The sequence below is a fragment of the Janibacter melonis genome (assembly GCF_020567375.1).
Classification (GTDB): Bacteria; Actinomycetota; Actinomycetes; order Actinomycetales; family Dermatophilaceae; genus Marihabitans; species Marihabitans melonis.
This window is the reverse complement of sequence record NZ_JAJBZM010000001.1, coordinates 659,459-681,015: the sequence shown is the minus strand read 5'-3', so window position 1 is coordinate 681,015 and position 21,557 is coordinate 659,459. Positions and strand designations below refer to the sequence as shown.

At 74.0% G+C, this 21,557-nt stretch carries 18 protein-coding genes; 13 read left to right on the top strand and 5 right to left on the bottom strand.

Annotation, left to right across the window (positions count from 1 at the left end):
* Window positions 1–100 precede the first annotated feature (100 nt).
* Together LIV55_RS03170 and LIV55_RS03165 are read right to left on the bottom strand one after the other, a co-directional pair.
* Window positions 101–997: an aminoglycoside phosphotransferase family protein gene (locus LIV55_RS03170; protein ID WP_229299150.1), complete on the bottom strand. Its 897-nt coding sequence runs from the start codon at window positions 995–997 to the stop codon at window positions 101–103.
* A gap of 5 nt (window positions 998–1,002) precedes the next feature.
* Window positions 1,003–1,860, bottom strand: a complete 858-nt coding sequence (locus LIV55_RS03165; RefSeq protein WP_229299149.1) for a hypothetical protein — start codon at window positions 1,858–1,860, stop codon at window positions 1,003–1,005.
* A gap of 132 nt (window positions 1,861–1,992) precedes the next feature.
* Here LIV55_RS03165 and rimP point away from each other — a divergent pair, with 132 nt between their 5' ends.
* The 4 genes from rimP to infB all read left to right on the top strand — a co-directional run bounded on the left by rimP (window position 1,993) and on the right by infB (window position 7,002).
* Window positions 1,993–2,547, top strand: a complete 555-nt coding sequence (gene rimP / locus LIV55_RS03160; RefSeq protein ID WP_123092805.1) for a ribosome maturation factor RimP — start codon at window positions 1,993–1,995, stop codon at window positions 2,545–2,547.
* Between the two features lie 7 nt (window positions 2,548–2,554).
* Window positions 2,555–3,613 carry a transcription termination factor NusA gene (nusA, locus tag LIV55_RS03155; RefSeq protein WP_123092806.1) on the top strand — a complete coding sequence of 353 codons (1,059 nt, stop codon included), beginning with the start codon at window positions 2,555–2,557 and terminating at the stop codon, window positions 3,611–3,613.
* On the top strand, window positions 3,606–3,950 hold the full coding sequence (locus LIV55_RS03150) for a YlxR family protein (RefSeq protein WP_083968753.1): 345 nt from the start codon (window positions 3,606–3,608) through the stop codon (window positions 3,948–3,950). Before nusA ends, LIV55_RS03150 begins: the two co-directional genes overlap by 8 nt.
* Window positions 3,951–4,083: 133 nt before the next feature.
* On the top strand, window positions 4,084–7,002 hold the full coding sequence (gene infB, locus LIV55_RS03145; protein WP_229299148.1) for a translation initiation factor IF-2: 2,919 nt from the start codon (window positions 4,084–4,086) through the stop codon (window positions 7,000–7,002).
* A gap of 75 nt (window positions 7,003–7,077) precedes the next feature.
* Here the strand turns inward: infB and LIV55_RS03140 are convergent, their stop codons facing one another.
* From LIV55_RS03140 to LIV55_RS03130, 3 genes are all read right to left on the bottom strand, one after another.
* Window positions 7,078–8,325: a Dyp-type peroxidase gene (locus tag LIV55_RS03140; RefSeq protein WP_229299147.1), complete on the bottom strand. Its 1,248-nt coding sequence runs from the start codon at window positions 8,323–8,325 to the stop codon at window positions 7,078–7,080.
* Window positions 8,322–8,915 carry a copper chaperone PCu(A)C gene (locus LIV55_RS03135; RefSeq protein WP_229299146.1) on the bottom strand — a complete coding sequence of 198 codons (594 nt, stop codon included), beginning with the start codon at window positions 8,913–8,915 and terminating at the stop codon, window positions 8,322–8,324. Before LIV55_RS03135 ends, LIV55_RS03140 begins: the two co-directional genes overlap by 4 nt.
* 97 nt (window positions 8,916–9,012) lie before the next feature.
* The gene (locus LIV55_RS03130; RefSeq protein ID WP_123092809.1) at window positions 9,013–9,579 is read right to left on the bottom strand and encodes a hypothetical protein; all 567 of its coding nucleotides are present in this window, start codon (window positions 9,577–9,579) and stop codon (window positions 9,013–9,015) included.
* Between the two features lie 103 nt (window positions 9,580–9,682).
* On the opposite strand from LIV55_RS03130, the gene LIV55_RS03125 reads away from it, so the two are divergent.
* From LIV55_RS03125 to LIV55_RS03085, 9 genes are all read left to right on the top strand, one after another.
* Window positions 9,683–10,252, top strand: coding sequence for a DUF4190 domain-containing protein (locus LIV55_RS03125; protein WP_229299145.1), 570 nt, complete (start codon window positions 9,683–9,685; stop codon window positions 10,250–10,252).
* A gap of 87 nt (window positions 10,253–10,339) precedes the next feature.
* The gene (locus LIV55_RS03120; protein WP_229299144.1) at window positions 10,340–10,819 is read left to right on the top strand and encodes a hypothetical protein; all 480 of its coding nucleotides are present in this window, start codon (window positions 10,340–10,342) and stop codon (window positions 10,817–10,819) included.
* 70 nt (window positions 10,820–10,889) lie between these two features.
* Window positions 10,890–11,333: a 30S ribosome-binding factor RbfA gene (gene rbfA, locus LIV55_RS03115; protein ID WP_068274885.1), complete on the top strand. Its 444-nt coding sequence runs from the start codon at window positions 10,890–10,892 to the stop codon at window positions 11,331–11,333.
* Entirely contained in the window at window positions 11,330–12,283 is a 954-nt protein-coding gene (gene truB, locus LIV55_RS03110) for a tRNA pseudouridine(55) synthase TruB (RefSeq protein WP_229299143.1), read from the top strand. The genes rbfA and truB overlap by 4 nt, the downstream gene beginning before the upstream one ends.
* Window positions 12,284–12,333: 50 nt before the next feature.
* Window positions 12,334–13,293, top strand: a complete 960-nt coding sequence (locus tag LIV55_RS03105) for a bifunctional riboflavin kinase/FAD synthetase (protein ID WP_123092813.1) — start codon at window positions 12,334–12,336, stop codon at window positions 13,291–13,293.
* A 16-nt stretch (window positions 13,294–13,309) separates the two neighbouring features.
* The gene (locus LIV55_RS03100) at window positions 13,310–14,440 is read left to right on the top strand and encodes an FtsW/RodA/SpoVE family cell cycle protein (RefSeq protein WP_229299142.1); all 1,131 of its coding nucleotides are present in this window, start codon (window positions 13,310–13,312) and stop codon (window positions 14,438–14,440) included.
* A 152-nt stretch (window positions 14,441–14,592) separates the two neighbouring features.
* Entirely contained in the window at window positions 14,593–16,449 is a 1,857-nt protein-coding gene (locus tag LIV55_RS03095) for an AMP-dependent synthetase/ligase (protein ID WP_205473783.1), read from the top strand.
* A gap of 177 nt (window positions 16,450–16,626) precedes the next feature.
* Window positions 16,627–18,609 (top strand): TIGR03960 family B12-binding radical SAM protein, encoded by a 1,983-nt coding sequence (locus tag LIV55_RS03090; RefSeq protein WP_229299141.1) that lies wholly within the window; start codon window positions 16,627–16,629, stop codon window positions 18,607–18,609.
* A gap of 55 nt (window positions 18,610–18,664) precedes the next feature.
* On the top strand, window positions 18,665–21,520 hold the full coding sequence (locus LIV55_RS03085; RefSeq protein WP_229299140.1) for an FAD-binding and (Fe-S)-binding domain-containing protein: 2,856 nt from the start codon (window positions 18,665–18,667) through the stop codon (window positions 21,518–21,520).
* Window positions 21,521–21,557 lie beyond the last annotated feature (37 nt).

Sequence of the window (21,557 nt, the reverse complement as noted above, 5' to 3'; positions counted from 1 at the left end):
GATAAACCCCCGGTGAGCATGAGTCCGAGACTCGTGCCGAGCCGGGGGAAGTCTTGCTCAGCGGGCGAAGGGGGACCGCCACGGGTCCGTGAGGCGCGGGTCAGTCCTCGAGCGCCTTGACGAGCGACATCGCGAGCGAGACGCGGTCGCGGTCGCCCGCCTGCGCGGCCCACATCGCGGTGACGCACTCGCGCACGACGGTGTGGTCGCGGGCCTGCTCCCACGCGATCCCGGAGCGCTCGCAGAGCACCTCGGCGCGGCGCCGCACGAGGTAGCGAAGGGAGGACCCGGTGCCCATCTCGTCGGTGCGGTTGCCCAGCATCGGCGCGATCTCGAAGGCCGGGTGCCCGGCCATCGGCTTGGGGTCGATCGCCACCCAGTCGGTGCCGTCGGACAGCACGTTCTCGAAGTGGAGGTCCGTGTGCACGAGGGTCGCGTCGCAGGCGGGGTCCTGCGCGATCTGCGTCATGAGCGAGCGGGCCCGGGCGACGAGCCGCCGGGGGAGCGCGTCGCCGGACGCGGCGAGCGCCTCGGACTGGTGCGCGAGCCACGTCGACAGCCGCGGGGCCTGCGGGTAGGGCGCGACGTGCAGCCGGCCGTAGAGCTCGGCGACGACCTCGCAGGCCTGCTCGTCCCACATCTGGGTGAGGTCCTCGTCGCGCAGCCGCTCGAGGAGCAGCGCGCCGCGCGAGGGGTCGGCTCGCAGGAGCCCCACGGCGCCGTCGCCGTCCCAGCGGCGCAACGCGAGGTGCTCGGTCGCCGCCTCGGCGTGGGGCCACACGAGCTTGAGCGCGGCGCCGCGCGGGAGGTCCGCGCCCGCGACGGGCACGACGAGCGCCGTCCGTCCGTGACGCGCGGGGCCGTCGGGCGCGAGGCCCCAGTCCTCGAGCACCGCGGTGAGGAGGGCAGGCAGGGCGTCCACCCAGTCGGCGCCGCTCGGGCCGCCGTCGGGCTCGAGCCCGCGCACACCCTCGACGAGGGCCGGGGGCAGCTCCACCCGGCTCAGGACCCGAAGCCCGGCAGCTCGTCGACCGTGACCCCCCAGGGCCGGCCGAGGCGGTAGACCCGGGCGGCCCACGTGACGACCTCGTGCGCGGCATCCCGGTCTTGCGCGAGGTCGGGCAGGAGGGCGACGAGCTGTCCGGCCATCCGGTCGAGGACCGTCGCCGCGAGCTCCCGCCGGGCCTGCGGGGTGCGCGTGCTCGCGTCGAGGTCGTAGCCGAGCGGGGCGCGGCTGCCGTCGTCCTCGCCGGCGCTCACCTGGCGGGCGAGGAGGTCCTCGAGGTCGTCGACGAGGTCGGTGATCCGGGTCTGCTCCGCGCCGGAGGCCTTCGCCGCTGCGACGGTGAGCACCCACGTCGCGGCCCGGGTGTCGGCAGCTGCCGAGACGGCCACGTCGGTGCTCGACCACGCCGCCGCGCCGTCGCGGCCCCAGAGCCGGGCGGGACCGCGCAAGACCCGGCCGACGGCCATGCTGCCGACCTGCTGGACGAGCCCGGGCGGGCACTCGCGCAGCGCGCTCTCGTAGACGGCGACGTCCTCGCCCTCGCCCCACGTCGGGACGCGCGCCTCGGCGTCGTCGAGCTCGCGAGTCGGCACCTCGAGCTCGACGAGCGAGGCGCGCAGCACCTGCGCCCTCGCGGGGGCCGAGCCCTGCGGCACGCTGTCGTCGGCGCTCTCGTGCGACAACGAGCTGAGCAGGGCGAGCAGGGGGACCTCGCCGGGCACCGGGGTGCGCCGGGGCAGGAGCGGGATGTCGGGGGCGTCGTCCTCGAGCCGGACACCGCAGCCGCCGAGCGAGACCGCCGCGACCGTCCCGAGCAGGAGGGCTCGGCGGGAGGGCGAAGGGGTCGCGGGCACCGGGCCATGCTGCCACGGCCGGTGGGTCGCTCCCGGACCGCCAGCGCGCCGTCGCGGCGTGCGCGGCGCCCTGCTCCCGGGCTAGAGTGACCAGCCAGCCCGGCCCCTCAACTTCACACGGAAGGCCCACCCATGAGCCTTGAGCACGATCTGCGCGAGCTGGTCGCGCCCGCCCTGGGGGCGGACGTCGTCGTCGACGACGTCACCGTGACGCCGGCCGGGCGTCGTCGTGTCGTCCGGGTGACCGTCGACCGCGCCCTCGACGGGCTCGGCGGGACCGACCCGGTGGAGCCGCTCTCGCTCGACGAGGTGGCCGACGCCACCCGCGCGGTGAGCGACGTCCTCGACGCGAGCGACGCGCTCGGATCACAGCCCTACACCCTCGAGGTGAGCACCCCCGGGGTGAGCCGCCCGCTGACGACCCCCGAGCACCTGCGCCGCAACCTCGGCCGGCTCGTCGAGGTCGAGCGCACCGACGGGGGACCGGTCACCGGCCGCGTCCTCGAGGTGACGCCGAGCACCCTTCGCCTGCAGATCCCCGCCGAGCGCAAGACGCCGGCGAGTGAGGTCGAGATCCCCCTCCCAGACATCACCCGCGGACGGGTCCAGGTCGAGTTCAGCCGTCCGGACGCGGACGAGACCGAGTCGCCCAGCGACCAGCCCGAGCAGCCCGACGAGAGCAGGTAGGACACCCATGGACATCGACATCCACGCCCTGAGGGCGGTCGAGCGCGAGCGCGACATCCCCTTCGACGTGCTCGTCGAGGCGATCGAGGCCGCGCTCCTCGGCGCCTACCACCACACCCCGGGCGCCTACAAGCACGCCCGGGTCGAGCTCGACCGCAAGCACGGCCACGTCGTCGTGTGGGCGCGCGAGGAGACCGTCGTCGAGGAGCCCGCCCCCGAGGGCGAGGTCGGCGAGGACGGCGAGCCCGTCCGTCCGCGGCTGCGCCGCGAGGTCGGTCCCGAGTTCGAGCACACCCCCTCCGACTTCGGCCGGGTGGCCGCCGCGACGGCCCGCCAGGTCATCGTCCAGCGCATGCGCGACGTCGAGGACGAGGCGGTCCTCGGCGACTTCCGCGGCCGCGAGGGCGACATCGTCGCCGGCGTCATCCAGCAGAGCCCCAACCCGCGCCACGTCACCGTCGACTTCGGCACCGTCGAGGGCATCCTCCCGCTCGCCGAGCAGGTGCCGGGGGAGCGCTACGTCCACGGCGAGCGGATCCGGACCTACGTCGTCTCCGTGCGTCGCGGCATGCGCGGCCCGGAGATCGGCCTGTCGCGCACCCATCCCAACCTCGTGCGCAAGCTCTTCGCCCTCGAGGTCCCCGAGATCGCCGACGGCAGCGTCGAGATCGCGGCCCTGGCCCGCGAGGCCGGCCACCGCACGAAGATCGCCGTGCGCTCCAAGGTGCCCGGTCTCAACGCGAAGGGGGCGTGCATCGGTCCGATGGGGCAGCGCGTCCGGGCGGTCATGGACCACCTCCAGGGCGAGAAGATCGACATCGTCGACTACTCCGAGCGTCCCCAGGACTTCATCGCCGCCGCGCTGTCGCCGGCGAAGGTCCAGTCCGTCGAGGTCGTCGACCCCACGCTGCGCTCGGCGCGCGTCATCGTGCCCGACTACCAGCTGAGCCTGGCGATCGGCAAGGAGGGGCAGAACGCCCGTCTGGCCGCCAAGCTCACCGGCTGGCGCATCGACATCCGTCCCGACACCGCCCCCTCCGGGGCGCCCGAGGCGGGGCGTGCCTGACGCCGCGGGCGGACGCGCTAGACTTGAGGAGACCGACCGGACTGGACTCCGGGCTCCGGCTGCCCCTTCGGGTCCCTTGCGGACCTGCATCGGGTGCCGCGGCACGGATAGCCGGTCGATCTTGCTGCGAGTTGTCGCGGAGACGCACCCGGACGGTCTGACCGTCCTCGTGCCGGACCCGCGCCGCCGGGCGCCGGGACGTGGGGCATGGCTCCACCCCGACCTCCGGTGCTTCGACCTCGCCGTACGTCGCCGGGCCTTCGCCCGGGCGCTGCGCTGCAGCCCCGGAGGGATCGACGACCTGCGGTCCTGGGTCGCAGACCACGCGCAGCGATGAACCGTCCGAACAGACACCGAGAGCGGGTTTGACGCTGATGAGCACCCGATGAGTACTCAGCGATGAGCATCCCCCTGCACTGACGACGGTCCGCGCCTTCTTCTAATCGACGCGGACCAGGAGAAGGAGAAACGTGGCTAAGGTCCGTGTCCACGAGCTCGCCAAGGAGCTCGGCGTGTCCAGCAAAGATCTGCTGGCGCATCTGAAGGAGATGGGCGAGTTCGTGAAGTCCGCGAGCTCGACCATCGAGGCCCCGGTCGTGCGCCGGGTCCAGGAGAACCCCCCGGCCGCCCCGGCCGGCAAGAAGTCCGCCGCCAAGGAGTCCGCACCCGCCGCGAAGCCCGCGTCCGGTGCTGCCCCCTCGCCCGGCCCCCGTCCGGGTCCGAAGGCCCCGGCGGCCCCTGCCCCCGCAGCTCCCGCCCCGGCGGCCCCGGCCGAGGCCCCTGCTGCCCCGAAGCCCGCCGAGGCGGCACCCGCCGCCCCGGCTCCGGCCCCTGCCCCGAGCCCGGCCCCCGCGCCGAGCCCGGCGCCCCAGGCCGCCCCTGCGGAGAAGCCGAGCGCCACGCCCGGCCCGCGCCCGGCCCCCAGCCAGCCCGAGGCCCCGGCCCGTCCCGCCGCCGGCGGTCCGACCCCGGGTCCGCGCCCCAGCCGTCCCGAGGCGCCCGCCGCCCGTGACCGTGGCGGTCGACCCGGCGCCGCTCCGCGCTCGGGCAGCACCCGTGGTGGCGGTGCGCCGCGCCCCGGCAACAACCCCTTCGCCTCCTCGCAGGGCATGGGGACCCGTCGTGACGGCGGTGGCGGCTCCGGCGGCCCCCGTCCCGGCAACAACCCCTTCGCCCCCGCCCAGGGCATGCCTCGTCCGGGTCAGCGTCCCCCGCGCCCCGGTGGCGCGGCGGGTGCCGGCGCCGGTGCGGCCGGCCCGCGTCCGGGCGGTCCCCGTCCGGGTGCCCCGACGCCCGGCATGATGCCGGCGAGCAGCTCGGTCGCGCGTCCCGGTGAGCGCCCCCGCGGCGGTCCCGGTGCCCGTGGTGGCGCCGCCGGTCGTGGCCCGGGTGGCCCCGGTCGTCCCGGTGGCGGTGGTCCCGGCGGCTACCGCGGTGGTCCCGGCGGTCGTGGCGGCACCCAGGGTGCCTTCGGTCGCGGTGGCGGTCGCAACAAGCAGCGCAAGAGCCGTCGTGCGAAGCGCCAGGAGTTCGAGCAGATGCAGGCGCCGTCGATCGGCGGCGTCATCGTCCCCCGGGGCGACGGCACGACGGTCGTCCGCGTGCGTCAGGGTGCGTCCCTGACCGACTTCGCCGACAAGATCAACGCCAACCCGGCGTCGCTCGTCACGGTGCTCTTCAACCTCGGCGAGATGGCCACGGCCACGCAGTCGCTGGACCAGGAGACCTTCGAGCTGGTCGGCGCCGAGCTCGGCTACGACATCCAGATCGTCTCGCCGGAGGAGGAGGAGCGCGAGCTCTTCGACTCCTTCAACATCGACCTGGAGACGGGCATCGCCGACGAGGAGGACGAGGACCTCTCGCCGCGTCCGCCGGTCGTCACCGTCATGGGTCACGTCGACCACGGCAAGACGCGCCTCCTGGACGCGATCCGCAACGCGGACGTCCAGGGCGGCGAGGCCGGTGGCATCACGCAGCACATCGGTGCGTACCAGATCCACCGCGAGCACGAGGGCGTCGACCGTGCGCTGACCTTCATCGACACCCCCGGTCACGAGGCCTTCACGGCCATGCGTGCCCGTGGTGCGAAGGTCACCGACATCGCGATCCTCGTCGTGGCCGCCGACGACGGCGTCATGCCGCAGACCATCGAGGCGCTCAACCACGCCCAGGCCGCGGACGTGCCGATCGTCGTCGCCGTCAACAAGATCGACGTCGAGGGCGCCGACCCGATGAAGGTGCGCGGTCAGCTGACCGAGTACAACCTCATCGCCGAGGAGTACGGCGGCGACACGATGTTCGTCGACGTCTCCGCCCGTCAGGGGCAGAACATCGACAGCCTCCTCGAGGCCGTCCTGCTCACCGCCGACGCGGCGCTCGACATGCGGGCCAACTCCGACCGTGACGCCCGTGGTGTCGCGATCGAGGCCAACCTCGACAAGGGCCGCGGCGCCACCGCCACCGTCCTCGTCCAGGCCGGCACCCTGCACGTCGGTGACGCGATCGTCGCCGGCAGCGCCTACGGACGCGTCCGTGCGCTGCTCGACGAGCACGGCAACACCCTCGACGAGGCGGGCCCGTCCCGTCCGGTCCAGGTGCTCGGCCTGTCGAGCGTCCCCCGCGCCGGCGACACCTTCGTCGTCGCGCCGGACGACCGCACCGCGCGCCAGATCGCCGAGAAGCGCGAGGCCGCGGACCGTCAGGCCTCGCTGGCCAAGGCGCGCAAGCGGATCAGCCTCGAGGACCTCGACAAGGTCATCGCCGCCGGCAAGATCGACACGCTCAACCTCATCCTCAAGGGCGACGTGTCCGGCTCGGTCGAGGCGCTCGAGGACGCGCTGCTGCAGATCGACGTCGGCGACGACGTGGACCTGCGGATCATCGACCGCGGCGTCGGCGCGATCACGCTGAACAACATCAACCTCGCGATGGCGTCCGACGCGATCATCATCGGCTTCAACGTGCGGGCCGAGGGTCAGAACGCCGAGGTCGCCGAGCGCGAGGGCGTCGAGATTCGGTACTACTCGGTCATCTACAACGCGATCGAGGAGATCGAGCAGGCTCTCAAGGGCATGCTCAAGCCGGAGTACGAGGAGGTCGAGCTCGGCACCGCCGAGATCCGCGAGATCTTCCGCTCGAGCAAGTTCGGCAACATCGCCGGCTCCATCGTGCGCAGCGGCGAGATCAAGCGCGGCACGAAGGCGCGCATCACGCGCCAGGGTGTCGTCGTGGCGGAGAACGTCGAGATCGCCGGTCTGCGGCGCTTCAAGGACGATGTCACCGAGGTCCGCGAGGGCTTCGAGTGCGGCATCAACCTCGGGTCCTACAACGACCTGCAGCTCGATGACCTCATCGCCACCTACGAGATGCGCGAGAAGCCGCGCGCCTGACGCGTCCGGCTCACCACGACGAAGGGGTGACCCTCCCACGCGGGAGGGTCACCCCTTCGTCGTGCCCGGGCGGCCTCAGCCGTCGAGGACCCGTTCGCCGAGGGCCTCACCCGGGTGCACCCCCGGCAGGACCGCGACGAGCGTCGAGCCGGTGGTGACCGTCCAGATGTTCAGCAGGTCGGCCTCGGCGAGGCGGCGCTGGACGGGCACGTACTGGCGGTGGGCGTCGGCGCAGTAGGCCGCGAAGAGCAGGCCGTGGGCCGAGCGCGCGGTCTGCGCGCGGGTGAGCGTGCCGACGTCGTCGGCCCCGGGCAGCTCGAAGGAGTACGGCCGGCGCAGGAAGCGCTCCCACGGCTCGCGCGGCATCGCTCGGGCCATGTGCGACGACGGGTCGATGACGGTGAGACCGTCGGCGTCCGTCGCGTGCAGGTCCGGGGGAGTGCGCTCCCCGCCGCCGGTGAGCGGGGCGCCGTCGCCGAGGCGGCGGCCGATCGCCGCCTCCTTCGCCACCGGGTCCAGCTGCTCCCAGGTGTCGAGGTTCATCGCGACCCGGCGCAGGACGAGCGTGCTCGCGTGCTCCCACGCCCCGCTGCTCGCGTCGCGCCACAGCAGGTCGTCGTCGAGCCCGTCGACGGCCGGCTGCACGGTGCCGTCGACCTGGCCGAAGGCGTTGCGCTGCGTGGCCCACGACGGCTCGGGCGACGGGCCGCGGTGCCCGGCCTGGGTCCACCGCGAGGTCGTCGTCGAGCCGGCCGCCCGCACGAGAGCCCGCTGGACGCGGGCCGTGGCCTCGAGCGAGCTCGACCCGATCTGGAGCACCACGTCGCCCCCGCTCCAGCGGTCGTGCAGCGCGTCGGTCGCGAAGGAGGGCAGGTCGCGCAGCCACGGCGGCGCGAGGTCGAGCCGTCCGAGCCGGGCGAAGGCGCTGCGCCCGAGGCCCACGGTCACGCTGAGGTGAGCGGGATCGAGGGTCAGCTCCGGGGTGTGGTCGGCCAGCGGCGGCACGCCCTGCGTGATCCGGGCGAGGTCCTGCGTCCACATCCGCAGCACGCGGCGCAGGTCGGCGAGGTCGCTGCCACGGGCCAGGTCGAGGGCGACCCACCGGGTGTGGGTCTGCGGGGGCGTCGTCACCCCGGCCTGGCGGTCGCCGTAGAAGGCGACGGTGCGCGGTCCGGGTGACGTCTGCTCGGCCGCGGCTGCGACCGGCCCCGCCGGGCCGGCGGCCGTGAGCACGGCCGCCGAGCCGGCGAGAGCGGCGCCGACGCCGGACCCGAGCAGGGTCCGACGACGCAGCCCGTGGCCCCCGGAGGAGCCGGGGGTCATCGGCTCGAGCTCGACGTCGTCGAGGTCTCGCCGTGCCCGTCGTGCGACATGCCGGGCATGTCGGGCGCGTACTCCTCCTCGGCGCCGGAGAACTCCCGGCCGGCGAAGGCGAGGTCGACCTCCTGGCCGTCCGCCGTCGTCACGGTGACGACGTAGTCCTCGCCGGCGACGACGTCGCTCGAGAGGTCCATGAGCATGAGGTGGGCGCCCCCGGGGGTGAGCTCGAGCTCGCCCCCGGCGGGGACGGTGTGCCCGTCCTTCGCCTCCTCCATGACCATGGCGCCGTTCTCGTCCTTGCTCATGACGTGGGCCTCGACCATCCCGGCGAGGTCGGAGCGACCGCCGGTGATGACGACGTCCTCGTCACCGGTGTTCGTCAGCGTGCCGAAGGCGGCGGTCATGTCCTGCGAGGCGTCGACGGCCTTGACCCAGCCGTCGGTGACGGTGAGGGACGGGGTGGACGTCGAGGCGGCCGAGGAGGACGAGGCCGTCGTGGTCGAGGTCGTCTTGCCCGACCCGCAGGCGGCGAGGGTGGTGACGGCGGCGAGGCCGACGAGCGCGCGCAGGGCGCGGCGGTGGGTGGTGCGCATGGGTGTCTTCTCCTGTGAGCGATGGGGCCCGCGGCGTGCGGGCAGGGCCGGGCGCACGGGGTGCGTCCGGTGGTGCGCCGGGAGGCGCGAAGGGGGATCAGCTCACAGGGAGAGGTGGGGCCCGGCTCGGGTGCCACCGGGTCAGGCTGCGCGCTCGCGGCGCGACGACCGCGACGAGCACCGCCGGTGCTCCTGGCACCGACCAGCGGGGGAGCGCCGGCGGGCGCAGCCGGCGCACGACGGCGAAGAGGGCCTGCTCGCCGCGCGACCACAGGGCAGCGAGGGCGAGCGTGACGACGAGGTGCAGCCCGAGCATGGTCAGCCCGCCGCCGTCGGTCGAGCCGGCGGGCAGCGGCCCGAGGTGCACGACCTCGTGGCCGCCGTGCGACGACGCGTGCGAGGAGGTGGTGCCCCCCAGGGCGCCGAGCAGGTGGATCGCACCCTGGCCCGCGCCGAGCACCACGGTCGCGACGGCCGGGGAGACCCGCCGTGCGCTGAGCCGCGCCACCGGCACGGTGAGCACGAGGAGCAGGACGAGCAGCGCGACCGGGTGGGGCGTGGTCCCGCCAGCGTGCCAGTGGGCGAGGAGCCCGGCACCCACAGCGCTCGTCGTGAGGGCCAGGCTGCGGACGGCCCTCACGACGGGGAGCCGTCCGGTGGTCATGGCCCCCAGGCTAGGTGGTCCGGCTGCGGGGGGGACGCGCCGCCCGCGCTCTTCGCCGATCCGGGCCAGGTGGGCCCCTAGACTCCGGGCAGCACGACCGACCGTGTCCGTCAACACCTCTCAGGGGATCCTCGTGACCACGCCTCCTCCTCCGCCCGGCAGCGGCGGCAATCAGCCCTACGACCCGACCGGCTCGTCGCCGTACCCCTCGGGCTCGGGCTCGACGCCCGGCTCGGGCTCGACGCCCGGCTCCGGCTCCACCCCGCCCCCGTCCGGCCCCTCCGGCTCGTCCTACCCGAGCGCCCCGGGCGCCTCCTACGGCAGCTCCGGTCCCGGCGCCCCGCAGGGCAACCCCTACGGCAGCGCGCCGAACCAGTACGGCGCCCCGAAGTCCGGCAGCGACTCGACGAAGATCCTCGCCCTCGTCTCGATGGGCTTCGGCATCGTCGGTGTCGTCCTGTGCTGCTGCTGGGCCCTGCCGATCTTCCCGATCGTCGCGCTCGTCACGGGCTTCATCGCCCGTAACCAGACCAAGACCCACCCGCGCCCGGACCTCAAGACCTTCATCACCGTCGGTCTGGCCACCGGTGCCCTCGGCCTGGTCATCGCGGTCCTGTACTGGATCCTCGTCGCCGCCGGGGTCATCGACCTCAACGCCACGTACAACTACTGAGCGGCTGCCGCCACCTGCGGCTGCTCGTCGACGCGCCCCGTCCGCTCCCGCGGGCGGGGCGCGTCGTCACCTGAGACGGGGGAGCACATGACGACACCACCGCCGCCACCGCCCGGGCCGGGAGAGCCCGGCGGGGTCCCGGGCGACGGCCGACCGGCGCGCCCGGACGTGCCGTACCCGGAGGTGCCTCCCCGTGCGGCCCACCCACCGGTCCCGTACGGGGCGCAGCACGTGCCCGGCACCCCCTACGCCCAAGCCGGCGGCGCGCAGAGCCCGGGCACCCCGGCCCCGCAGATCCTCGGCATCGTCTCGATCGTCTTCGGCATCGTCGGCATCCCCGCGTCCTGCTGCTGCTGGTTCATCGGCTGGATCTTCCCCGTCGCGGCGCTCGTCGCCGCCGTCGTCGGCCTCACCCAGGCACGCGGGGCCGAGGACTCGCGCCACCGCCCGCTCCTCGTCGCGGGGGCCGTGCTCGGCGGCACCGGGCTGCTCCTCGTGGCGGCCGCCTTCGTCGCCGGCCTGCTCGGCACCATCCCGGGCCTCTACGACGTCCCGGGCGACTACTGACCGGTGCCCGTGCGGGACGCGCGATCGCATACCGTGTCCTCGTCCTGTCCCGACTCACGGAGGTGCCCTCATGGCTGACCCGGCCCGCGCCCGCAAGATCGCCGACCGCATCAAGGAGGTCATCGCCGGCAACCTCGAGTCGATCGTCAAGGACCCCGACCTCGGCTTCGTGACGATCACCGACGTCCGTGTCACCGGCGACCTCCAGCACGCCTCGGTCTTCTACACCGTCTTCGGCGACGACGCCCAGCGCGAGCGCAGCGGACGTGTCCTCGAGGCCAACCAGGGCAAGCTGCGCTCCTTCGTCGGCCGCCAGCTGGGCATCCGGCTCACCCCGACCCTCGAGCTCATCCCCGACGCGCTGCCCGAGACCGCGTCGCACCTCGACGACGTGCTGCGCCAGACCCGCGAGCGCGACGAGCAGCTCGCGCAGAGCGCGACCGGCGCGCAGTACGCGGGCGAGCCCGACCCGTACAAGAAGCCCCGCGAGGACGCGGACCAGAGCGAAGGGTGAGCCGCCCCGCCTCGCGCCCGCGTCGCCCCTTCGCCGGCGACGGTCTCGTCGTCCTCGACAAGCCGGCGGGCTGGACCAGCCATGACGTCGTCGCCCGCTGCCGCGGGCTGTACGGCACCCGCAAGGTCGGACACGCCGGCACGCTCGACCCCATGGCCACCGGCGTGCTCGTCATCGGCGTCGGGCGCGGGACGAAGCTGCTGACCTTCCTCGTCGGGTGCGACAAGGAGTACACGGCGACGATCCGGCTCGGGCAGCGCACGGTCACCGACGACGCCGAGGGCGAGGTCACCGCGAGCGTCGACGCCGCCGCGGTGACCGACGACGCGGTCGCGCAGGGGGTCGCGGCCCTCACCGGCGACATCGAGCAGGTGCCGAGCTCCGTGAGCGCGATCAAGGTCGACGGCGAGCGGTCCTACGCCCGGGTGCGCTCCGGCGAGCAGGTCGACCTGCCGGCTCGCCCGGTGACGGTCTCCGAGCTCGTCGTCCTCGACCGCCGTGCTGCGACCGCCGACAACGGCACCGCCGTCGTCGACCTCGACGTGCGCGCCGTCGTCTCCTCGGGCACCTACATCCGTGCGCTGGCCCGCGACCTCGGCGAGGCGCTCGGGGTCGGGGGCCACCTCACCGCCCTCACCCGCACCCGCGTCGGCGGCTACCACCTCGACGACGCGGAGGACCTCGCCGAGCTCACCGCGCGTGCCGAGGACCTCGAGGCGAGCATGCCCCTCGTCCCGCTCGCCGACGCGGCGGCCGCCTCGCTCGCCGTGCGGCGGCTCGACGAGGCCCAGGCCCGGGCCCTCGGGTACGGCCAGCGGATCGACTCGGAGCAGCCCGGGCGCACCGAGCCGGTCGCGGCCATCGGGCCCGACGGCACCCTCGTCGCGGTGCTCGACGAGTCCGGCGCGAGGGTGCGGGCGCACGTCGTCCTCGCCCCGGCCGGCAGCTGAGGGCGGGCGGGCGCGGCGTGCTGCCCCTCGACTTCGTAGAGTGTGCTGCTGTGCAGCGATGGACCACTCCCGAGGCCACCCCGGACGCCCTGCGTCCGTGCGTGGCGACCTTCGGCAACTTCGACGGCGTCCACCGCGGCCACCGCGCGATCCTCGACCGGCTCCTCGCGGAGGGTCGTGAGCGCGGTCTGCCGACCGTCACGGTGACCTTCGACCCCCACCCCGTCGAGGTCCTGCACCCCGAGCGGGCGCCCGAGCTCATCGCCCCCGGGGCGCTGCGCGACGAGCTGCTCGGCGAGCTGGGCGTCGACGGCGTCCTCGTCGTGCCCTTCACCTGGGAGTACGCCCAGACCACCGCCGAGGACTTCGTCGTCTCCACCTTCGTCGAGGGTCTCGGGGCCACCTGCCTCGTCGTCGGCGCGGACACGAAGGGGTACGGCCGGGGCTACACCGGCGACGTCGACCTGCTGCGCACCCTGGGCGAGCAGCACGGCTTCGAGGTCGTCGTCATCGACGACGTCGGCGACGGCGAGCGCTGGAGCTCCTCCGCGGTGCGCCGGCTCCTCGCCGAGGGCGACGTCGCGGCCGCCGGCGAGATCCTCGGCCGCCCGCACCGGGTCGTCGGCGAGGTCGTCCACGGCGAGCACCGGGGGCGCGAGCTGGGCTACCCGACGGCGAACATGAGCCAGGACAGCCTGGGCATCCTGCCCGCCGACGGCGTCTACGCCGGCTGGCTCGTGCGTCGCGGGCTGCCCGAGGGGCACCCCGACCGGCGCCTGCCCGCCGCCGTCTCGGTCGGCACCAACCCCACCTTCGACGGGGTCCGTCGTGTCCTCGAGTCCTACGTCCTCGACCGCACCGACCTCGACCTCTACGGCGAGCAGGTCGGCGTCGAGCTCGTCGAGCGGATCCGCCCGACGCTGCGCTTCTCGTCCGTCGACGAGCTGCTCGACGCGATGAGCACCGACGTCGAGCGCACCCGCGCCGTCCTCGGCGTCACCGCGCCCTGATCGTCGCGGCCGCGTGATGAGCCCGACCGCGACCGACCGGCGCCCGGGCGGGCGGGTGCGCGAGCTGCTTCTGCGCGGCGACGTCGTCCTCGTCGTCACCGCGCTCGTGCTCAGCCTCGTCGGCGCCCTGCTCGTGGGCTCGGCGACGCGCGCCGACGCGGGCTCCACCGTCTTCGTCAAGCACCTCGTCAACCTCGCCGTCGGGCTCGTCATGGCCGGGGCCCTCCTGCGGCTCGACCGGCACACGCTGCGCGCGCTGGCGCCGGTGCTCTACCTGCTGAGCGTCGCCGCGCTCGTCGTCGTCCTCGGCCCGCTCGGCTCGACGGTCAACGGCTCGCGGTCCTGGGTCGAGCTGCCGGTGGGGCTCTCCGTCCAGCCCTCCGAGCTGGCGAAGGTGGCGCTGTGCGTCGCCCTGCCGATGGTCCTCGCCGACGCCGCCGAGCGCGGCCGGGCGCCGACGACGCGCGACGTCCTCGTCTCCGGTGCCGTCGTCGGCGTGCCGGTCCTGCTCGTCCTCGCCCAGCCCGACCTCGGCTCCGCCCTCGTCCTGCTCGCGCTGTCCGTCGGGGTGCTCGTCGCCTCGGGGGCGAGGTGGCCCTGGCTCGCCGGTCTCGCGCTCGTCGCCGGCGGGGCCGTGCTCGCGGCCTTCACCACCCCGGTGCTCAGCGGCTACCAGCGCGACCGCCTCACGACCTTCCTCGACCCGAGCGCGGACCCGCTCGGCATCGGCTACCAGACCCAGCAGGTGCGCGAGGCGATCGGCTCGGGCGGGCTGCTCGGGTCGGGCCTGGGGGCGGGCGAGCTCACGCAGTCGGGCCGGATCCCCTTCCAGGAGACCGACTTCGTCTTCTCCGTCGCGGGGGAGGAGCTCGGCTTCCTCGGCGGGGCGGTGATCATCGCCCTCTACGGCCTGCTCGTCGCGCGGATCGGGCTCGCCGCCGCGCGGGCCGACCACTTCGGGCGGCTCGTGTGCGTCGGCGTCGCGACGTGGTTCGGCGTGCAGGTCGTCGAGAACGTCGGGATGAACCTCGGGGTGATGCCGGTCACCGGGCTGCCGCTGCCCTTCCTCAGCTACGGGGGCAGCTCGATGTTCGCCTGCTGGCTCGCGGTCGCGCTCGTCGTGTCGGCCGCACCGCGCGAGCGCTGAGCCCCGATCCGGCTGTCCCGGAGGCGGATCGGGTCACCTCGCGACAACTTTCGACCCCGAACCCGTGACAGGGGCGCCTCCAGATGCGAAGGTCGTGCACCACAGACCCCCGTCGACGGCGCCGGGGGCCGACTGCTATCGAGGAGCCCCCGTTGAGCGCGACCCACGTCAACCTGCCCAGTGACGAGACGTACGACGCCGCTGTGCTGGCGAACCCGGCCCCGAGCGTGGGCCACCTGCTGCGCGAGCGGATCGCCGCCACCCCCGACCGCGCCGCCTACAGCTACCCCGAGGGCGTCGCCTGGGGCGAGATGACGTGGGCCCAGCTCGGCGACCGCGTGTGGCGCCTCGCCGCCGGTCTCGTCGACCTCGGGGTCGAGGCCGAGGAGCGGGTCGCGATCGCGTGCAGCACCCGCATCGAGTGGGTGCTCGGCGACCTCGCGATCATGGCCGCCGGTGCGGCGACGACGACGATCTACCCGACGACCATCGCCGACGACGTCGCGTACATCCTCGACAACTCCGGCTCCGTCGTCGTCATCGCCGAGGACGCCGAGCAGGTGGCCAAGCTGCGCGAGGTCCGCGAGGTCATCCCCGACGTGCGCACGGTCGTCGTCGTCGACCCCGAGGGCGTCGAGCGCGACGACTGGGTCGTGACCCTCGACGAGCTCGAGGAGCGCGGGCAGGCCGTGCTCGAGGCCACCCCCGGCGTCGTCGACGAGCGCATCGAGGGCACCGGCCCGGACTCGCTCGCGACGATCATCTACACCTCCGGCACGACCGGCCGTCCGAAGGGCGTGCGCCTGCTGCACTCGGCGTGGACCTACCAGGGTGCGGCGACGACCGCGACGGGGATGATGACGCAGGACGACGTGCAGTACCTGTGGCTGCCGCTCGCCCACGTCTTCGGCAAGCAGCTGCTCATGCTCACGCTTGCCACCGGCATGTCGACCGCCGTCGACGGGCGGATCGACAAGATCGTCGACAACCTCGCGGTCGTCCGGCCGACCTTCATGGCTGCCGCCCCGCGCATCTTCGAGAAGGTCTACGCCCGGGTGAGCCTGGGCATGGAGGCCGAAGGGGGAGCCAAGCTCAAGCTTTTCCGCTGGGCCTCCGACCTCGGCCGGGCCCGGGCCGACGCCGAGCAGGAGGGGCGCTCGCTCAGCCCGGTGCAGAAGGCCCAGCTGGCCGTGGCCGACAAGCTCGTCCTGTCGAAGGTGCGGGACCGCTTCGGCGGGCGCATCCGCTTCTTCATCTCCGGCTCGGCGGCGCTCAACACCGACATCGCGCAGTGGTTCAACGGCGCCGGCCTGACCATCCTCGAGGGCTACGGCATGACGGAGACGAGCTCTGCGGCCACGGTCAACCGCCCGTACGCCCAGCGCACCGGCACCGTCGGCTGGCCGCTCATCGGCACCGAGGTGCGCATCGCCGAGGACGGCGAGGTGCTCATGCGCGGCCCGGGCGTCATGCAGGGCTACCACGACAACCCCGAGGCGACCGCCGAGACGCTCGACGCCGACGGCTGGCTGCACAGCGGTGACATCGGCGAGATCGACGAGCGGGGTTTCGTGCGGATCACCGACCGCAAGAAGGACCTCTTCAAGACGAGCAACGGCAAGTACGTCGCCCCCTCGCAGGTCGAGTCGACCTTCAAGGGCCTGTGCCCCTACGTCGGGCAGCTGCTCGTGCACGGCGAGGGGCGTCACTTCGTCACCGCGCTGGTCACGCTCGACGAGGAGGCGATCAAGCCGTGGGCGCAGGCCAACGGCCTCGGCGACGCGTCGTACGAGGAGATCGTCTCCTCGGCCCAGGCCCGCGACATGGTCCAGGGGTACGTCGACGAGCTGAACTCTGGTCTCAACAAGTGGGAGCGGATCGGCAAGTTCACCATCCTCGGCCGCGACCTCTCCGTCGAGGAGGGCGAGCTCACCCCGAGCCTGAAGCTGCGCCGCCGCGTCGTCGCCGACAAGTTCAAGGGCGACATCGACGGCATGTACGCCGGCTGACGCCCGCCCTCGCTGGTTCGAAGAAGGATCGTCACCTCGAGGTGACGATCCTTCTTCGACTCACGGGGAGGGAGGTACCGCGCCACCCTCCCCGCTCCCCGCCGCGCGAAGGGGGGACGACACCCCTTCGTCGGCGGCCGTTTGGGCTGGTGGCGGGCGGGACCTACCCTGGAACCCATGTCTGGACAGTCTCGTTTCGCCGACCTCGAGCCGCTGCTCGAGCGGGTCAGCAAGCCCATCCAGTACGTCGGGGGCGAGCTGAACTCCACGGTCAAGGACTGGGACTGCGGCGGACGCGGCCCCGGCGGCGAGGACCTCACGACCCGGTGGTGCCTCATGTACCCCGACGCCTACGAGGTGGGCGTGCCCAACCAGGGCGTCATGATCCTCTACGAGGTGCTCAACGAGCGCGACGACGCCCTCGCCGAGCGCACCTACGCGGTGTGGCCGGACATGGAGGCCCTCATGCGCGAGCACGAGGTGCCCCAGCTGAGCGTCGACGGCCACCGCGCGGTGCGCGACTTCGACGTCTTCGGGCTGTCCTTCTCGACCGAGCTCGGCTACACGAACATGCTCACCGCGCTCGACCTCGCGGGCATCCCGCTGCACGCGGCCGACCGCACCGACGACGACCCGATCGTCCTCATCGGCGGTCACGCGTCCTTCAACCCCGAGCCCGTGGCCGACTTCATCGACGCCGCCATCGTCGGCGACGGCGAGGAGGCCGTGCTCGCGGCGACCGACATCATCGGCGCGTGGAAGGCCCAGGGCTCGCCCGGCGGCCGGATGGAGCTGCTGCGCCGTCTCGCCGAGACCGGTGGCGTGTACGTGCCGGCCTTCTACGACGTGTCCTACCTGCCCGACGGGCGCATCCAGCGCGTCGCGCCGGCCGAGAGCGGCATCCCGTGGCGGGTCGCCAAGCACACGGTCATGGACCTCGACGAGTGGCCCTACCCGAAGAAGCCGCTCGTCCCGCTCGCCGAGTCCGTCCACGAGCGGATGTCGGTCGAGATCTTCCGCGGCTGCACCCGCGGCTGCCGCTTCTGCCAGGCCGGGATGATCACCCGCCCGGTGCGCGAGCGCTCCATCACCGGCATCGGCGAGATGGTCGAGGCGGGCCTGCAGGCCACCGGCTTCGAGGAGGTGGGCCTGCTCTCGCTGAGCTCGGCCGACCACTCCGAGATCGCCGAGGTGACCAAGGGCCTGGCCGACCGCTACGAGGGCACGAACACCGGCCTGTCGCTGCCGTCGACCCGCGTCGACGCCTTCAACATCGACCTCGCCAACGAGCTGACCCGCAACGGTCGTCGCTCCGGGCTCACCTTCGCGCCCGAAGGGGGGTCCGAGCGGATCCGCAAGGTCATCAACAAGATGGTCACCGAGGACGACCTCATCGCGACCGTCTCCGCTGCCTACGGCGCGGGCTGGCGCCAGGTGAAGCTGTACTTCATGTGCGGCCTGCCGACGGAGACCGACGAGGACGTCCTGCAGATCGCCGAGGTCGCCAAGCGCGTCATCGAGACCGGTCGTCAGGTCGCCGGGCACAACGACATCCGCTGCACCGTCTCCATCGGCGGCTTCGTGCCCAAGCCGCACACCCCCTTCCAGTGGGCCAGCCAGCTCTCCGCCGAGGAGACCGACGCCCGCCTGGCCAAGCTGCGCGAGGCGATCCGCTCGGACAAGCGCTACGGGCGCTCCATCGGCTTCCGCTACCACGACGGCAAGCCCGGCATCGTCGAAGGCCTGCTGAGCCGCGGCGACCGCCGCATCGGCCGGGTCATCGAGGAGGTGTGGCGCGACGGCGGTCGTTTCGACGGCTGGAGCGAGCACTTCTCCTACGAGCGGTGGATGGCAGGCGCCGAGCGCGGCCTGGCCGGCACGGGCGTCGACGTCGACTGGTACACCACCCGCGAGCGCGGCGAGAGCGAGGTCCTGCCCTGGGACCACATCGACTCCGGGCTCGACAAGGAGTGGCTGTGGCAGGACTGGCTCGACGCGGTCGACGAGACCGAGGTCGAGGACTGCCGCTGGACCCCGTGCTTCGACTGCGGCGTGTGCCCGCAGATGGGCACCGACATCGAGGTCGGCCCGACCGGCAAGACCCTCCTGCCGCTCACCGTCCTCGGCTCGGGCAAGGAGTCGATGGTCCGCGGGGCGTGACCACGCTGCGGGACCGGCTGGGGCCGGCCCCGCGGTCCGGGAGAGGATGGCGCGCATGAGCGTGAGCCTGGACGACCTCGGGGCCGAGCTGCGCCGTGCTGGCATCGCCGACGTGCGGACCGACCCGCTGTCGATCGGCATGTACGCGGCCGACGCCTCGATCTACCGCGTGCCCCCGCGCGCGGTGGTGCTGCCCCGCGACACCGACGAGGTCGCCGCGGCGCTCGCCGTCGCCCGCAGCACCGGCGTGCCCCTCACGGCACGCGGTGCGGGCACCTCGTGCGCCGGCAACGCGATCGGCCCGGGCATCGTCGTCGACACCAGCCGTCACCTCGGGCGGGTGCTCGAGGTCGACCCGGAGAGCCGGACCGCGCTCGTCGAGCCCGGCACCGTGCACGCCACGCTGCAGGCGAGCGCGCGCCAGCACGGCCTGCGCTTCGGCCCGGACCCGAGCAGCCACACCCGCTGCGTCATCGGCGGGATGATCGGCAACAACGCCTGCGGCAACCGCGCGCTCGGCTACGGACGCACGTCCGACAACATCGCCGCGATGAGCCTGCTGCTCGCCGACGGCCGCGCCGTCGAGACGACGACGGGGGTTGGGGGTACCCCTTCGCTCACCGGCGCCGACGACCTCGTCTCCCGGCTCACCGCTCTCACCGACGACCACCTCGCGACGATCCGCACCGAGCTCGGCCGCTTCGGCCGGCAGGTGAGCGGGTACGCCCTGGAGCACCTCCTGCCCGAGCACGGCCGCGACGTCGGGCGGATGCTCGTCGGCTCCGAGGGGACCCTCGCCGTCGTCACCCAGGCCCGGGTCCGCCTCGTCACCGACCCGTCGGCGACCTGCCTCGTCGCGCTCGGCTTCGAGGACATCTACGCCGCCGGCGACGTCGCCCACCTGCTGCGCGGGCTCGGCGCCGTGGCCGCCGAGGGCATCGACCGCCGCATCGTCGAGGTCACCGCCCGCCGTCGCGGGCCGGCCGCTGTCCCCGACCTGCCGAAGGGGGCCGCCTGGCTCTTCGTCGAGGTCACCGGGGCCGACGAGGGCGAGGCGATGGCCGCGGCCCGCCGCGTCGTCGCCGAGATCCCGGCCGTCGAGGCACGGGTGGTCACCGACCCGGCCGAGGTGCGGGCGCTGTGGCGCATCCGCGAGGACGGCGCCGGGCTGTCGAGCCGCTCGCCGCGCGACCGGCCGGCGCACGCCGGGTGGGAGGACGCCGCGGTGCCGCCCGAGCGCATGGGCGAGTACCTGCGCCGGCTCGACGCGCTGCTCGCCGAGCACGACGTCACCGGGCTGCCGTACGGCCACTTCGGCGACGGCTGCCTGCACATCCGCCTCGACGTCGACCTCGCCTCGCCGGGCGCCCCGGCCCGCTACCGCTCGCTCGTCGAGGACGCCGCGGACCTCGTCGCCTCGCTCGGGGGCTCGCTGTCCGGCGAGCACGGCGACGGGCGCGCCCGCAGCGCCCTGCTGCCGCGGATGTACTCGCCCGAGGTCATCTCGCTCTTCGGCGCGGTCAAGCACGCCTTCGACGAGCACGGGCTGCTCAACCCCGGTGTCCTCGTCGACCCCGACCCGGCCGAGGCCTCGCTGCGCATCCCGCGCGCCCGCCCGGTGACCCGGTCGCGCGACGGGCTCGCCTTCGCCTACCCCGAGGACGACGGCGACCTCAGCCAGGCGCTGCACCGCTGCACCGGGGTCGGCAAGTGCCGGGCCGCCGGCACGTCGAGCACCGTCATGTGCCCGAGCTACCTCGCCACCCGCGAGGAGAAGGACTCGACCCGCGGCCGCGCCCGCGCGCTGCAGGAGATGCTCGACGGCGGCACGATCAGCGGCGGCTGGAGCGACGCGGCGGTGCACGAGACCCTCGACCTGTGCCTGTCGTGCAAGGGCTGCGCGAGCGACTGCCCGACCGGCGTCGACATGGCGACGTACAAGGCCGAGGTGCTCCACCAGACCTACCGCGGGCGGCTGCGCCCGCGCTCGCACTACTCGCTGGGCCGGCTGCCGGAGCTCTCGCGGATCGCCTCGCGCATGCCCCGGGTCGTCAACGCCCTCACGTCGCTGCCGGGGGCCAAGCGGCTCACCCTGCCGCTCGCGGGCGTCGACCCCCGCCGCAACCTGCCGACCTTCGCGCGCCAGACCTTCCGGGCCTGGGCCGACGGCGAGGGCCTCGTCCGTCCGGCCGGCGACGCCGCCGGCCTCGACCACCCCGTCGCGATCTTCGTCGACTCCTTCACCGACCACTTCTCGCCACGGGTCGGCCAGGCCGCGGTGACGCTGCTGCGGCAGGCGGGGTACACCCCCTTCGTCCCGGCGGAGCGGGGCTGCTGCGGGCTCACCCTCATCTCGACCGGACAGCTCGACCGGGCGGCGAGCACCCTCGCGCAGGCGAGCGAGGCGCTGGCGCCGGCGGTCGCGGCCGGGGTCCCGGTCGTCGGTCTCGAGCCGAGCTGCACCGCAGCGCTGCGCCACGACCTGCCGCGTCTCGTCGACACGGACACGGCCCGCTCGGTCGCCGAGGGCGTGCGCACCGTCGCCGAGCTGCTCGTCGTGGCGCAGGACGAGGGCCGCTGGAGCGCGCCCGACCTCACCGGCACGACCGTCGTCGCGCAGCCGCACTGCCACCACCACGCGGTGATGACGTGGCAGGCCGACGAGGCGCTGCTCGCCCGGACCGGCGCCACCGTGCAGCGGCTCGGCGGGTGCTGCGGGCTCGCGGGCAACTTCGGAGTCGAGCTCGGCCACTACGAGGTGTCCGTCGAGGTGGCGCGCCAGCAGCTGCTGCCGGCGATGGAGGCCGCGCCCGACGCGGTCGTCCTCGCCGACGGCTTCTCCTGCCAGACCCAGGTCGCCGACCTCTCCGACCGCGAGGCGATCCACCTCGTGGAGCTCCTCACCCGCTGACCCGCCCCCACCCTCGCGAGGGATGGCGATCGGTCGC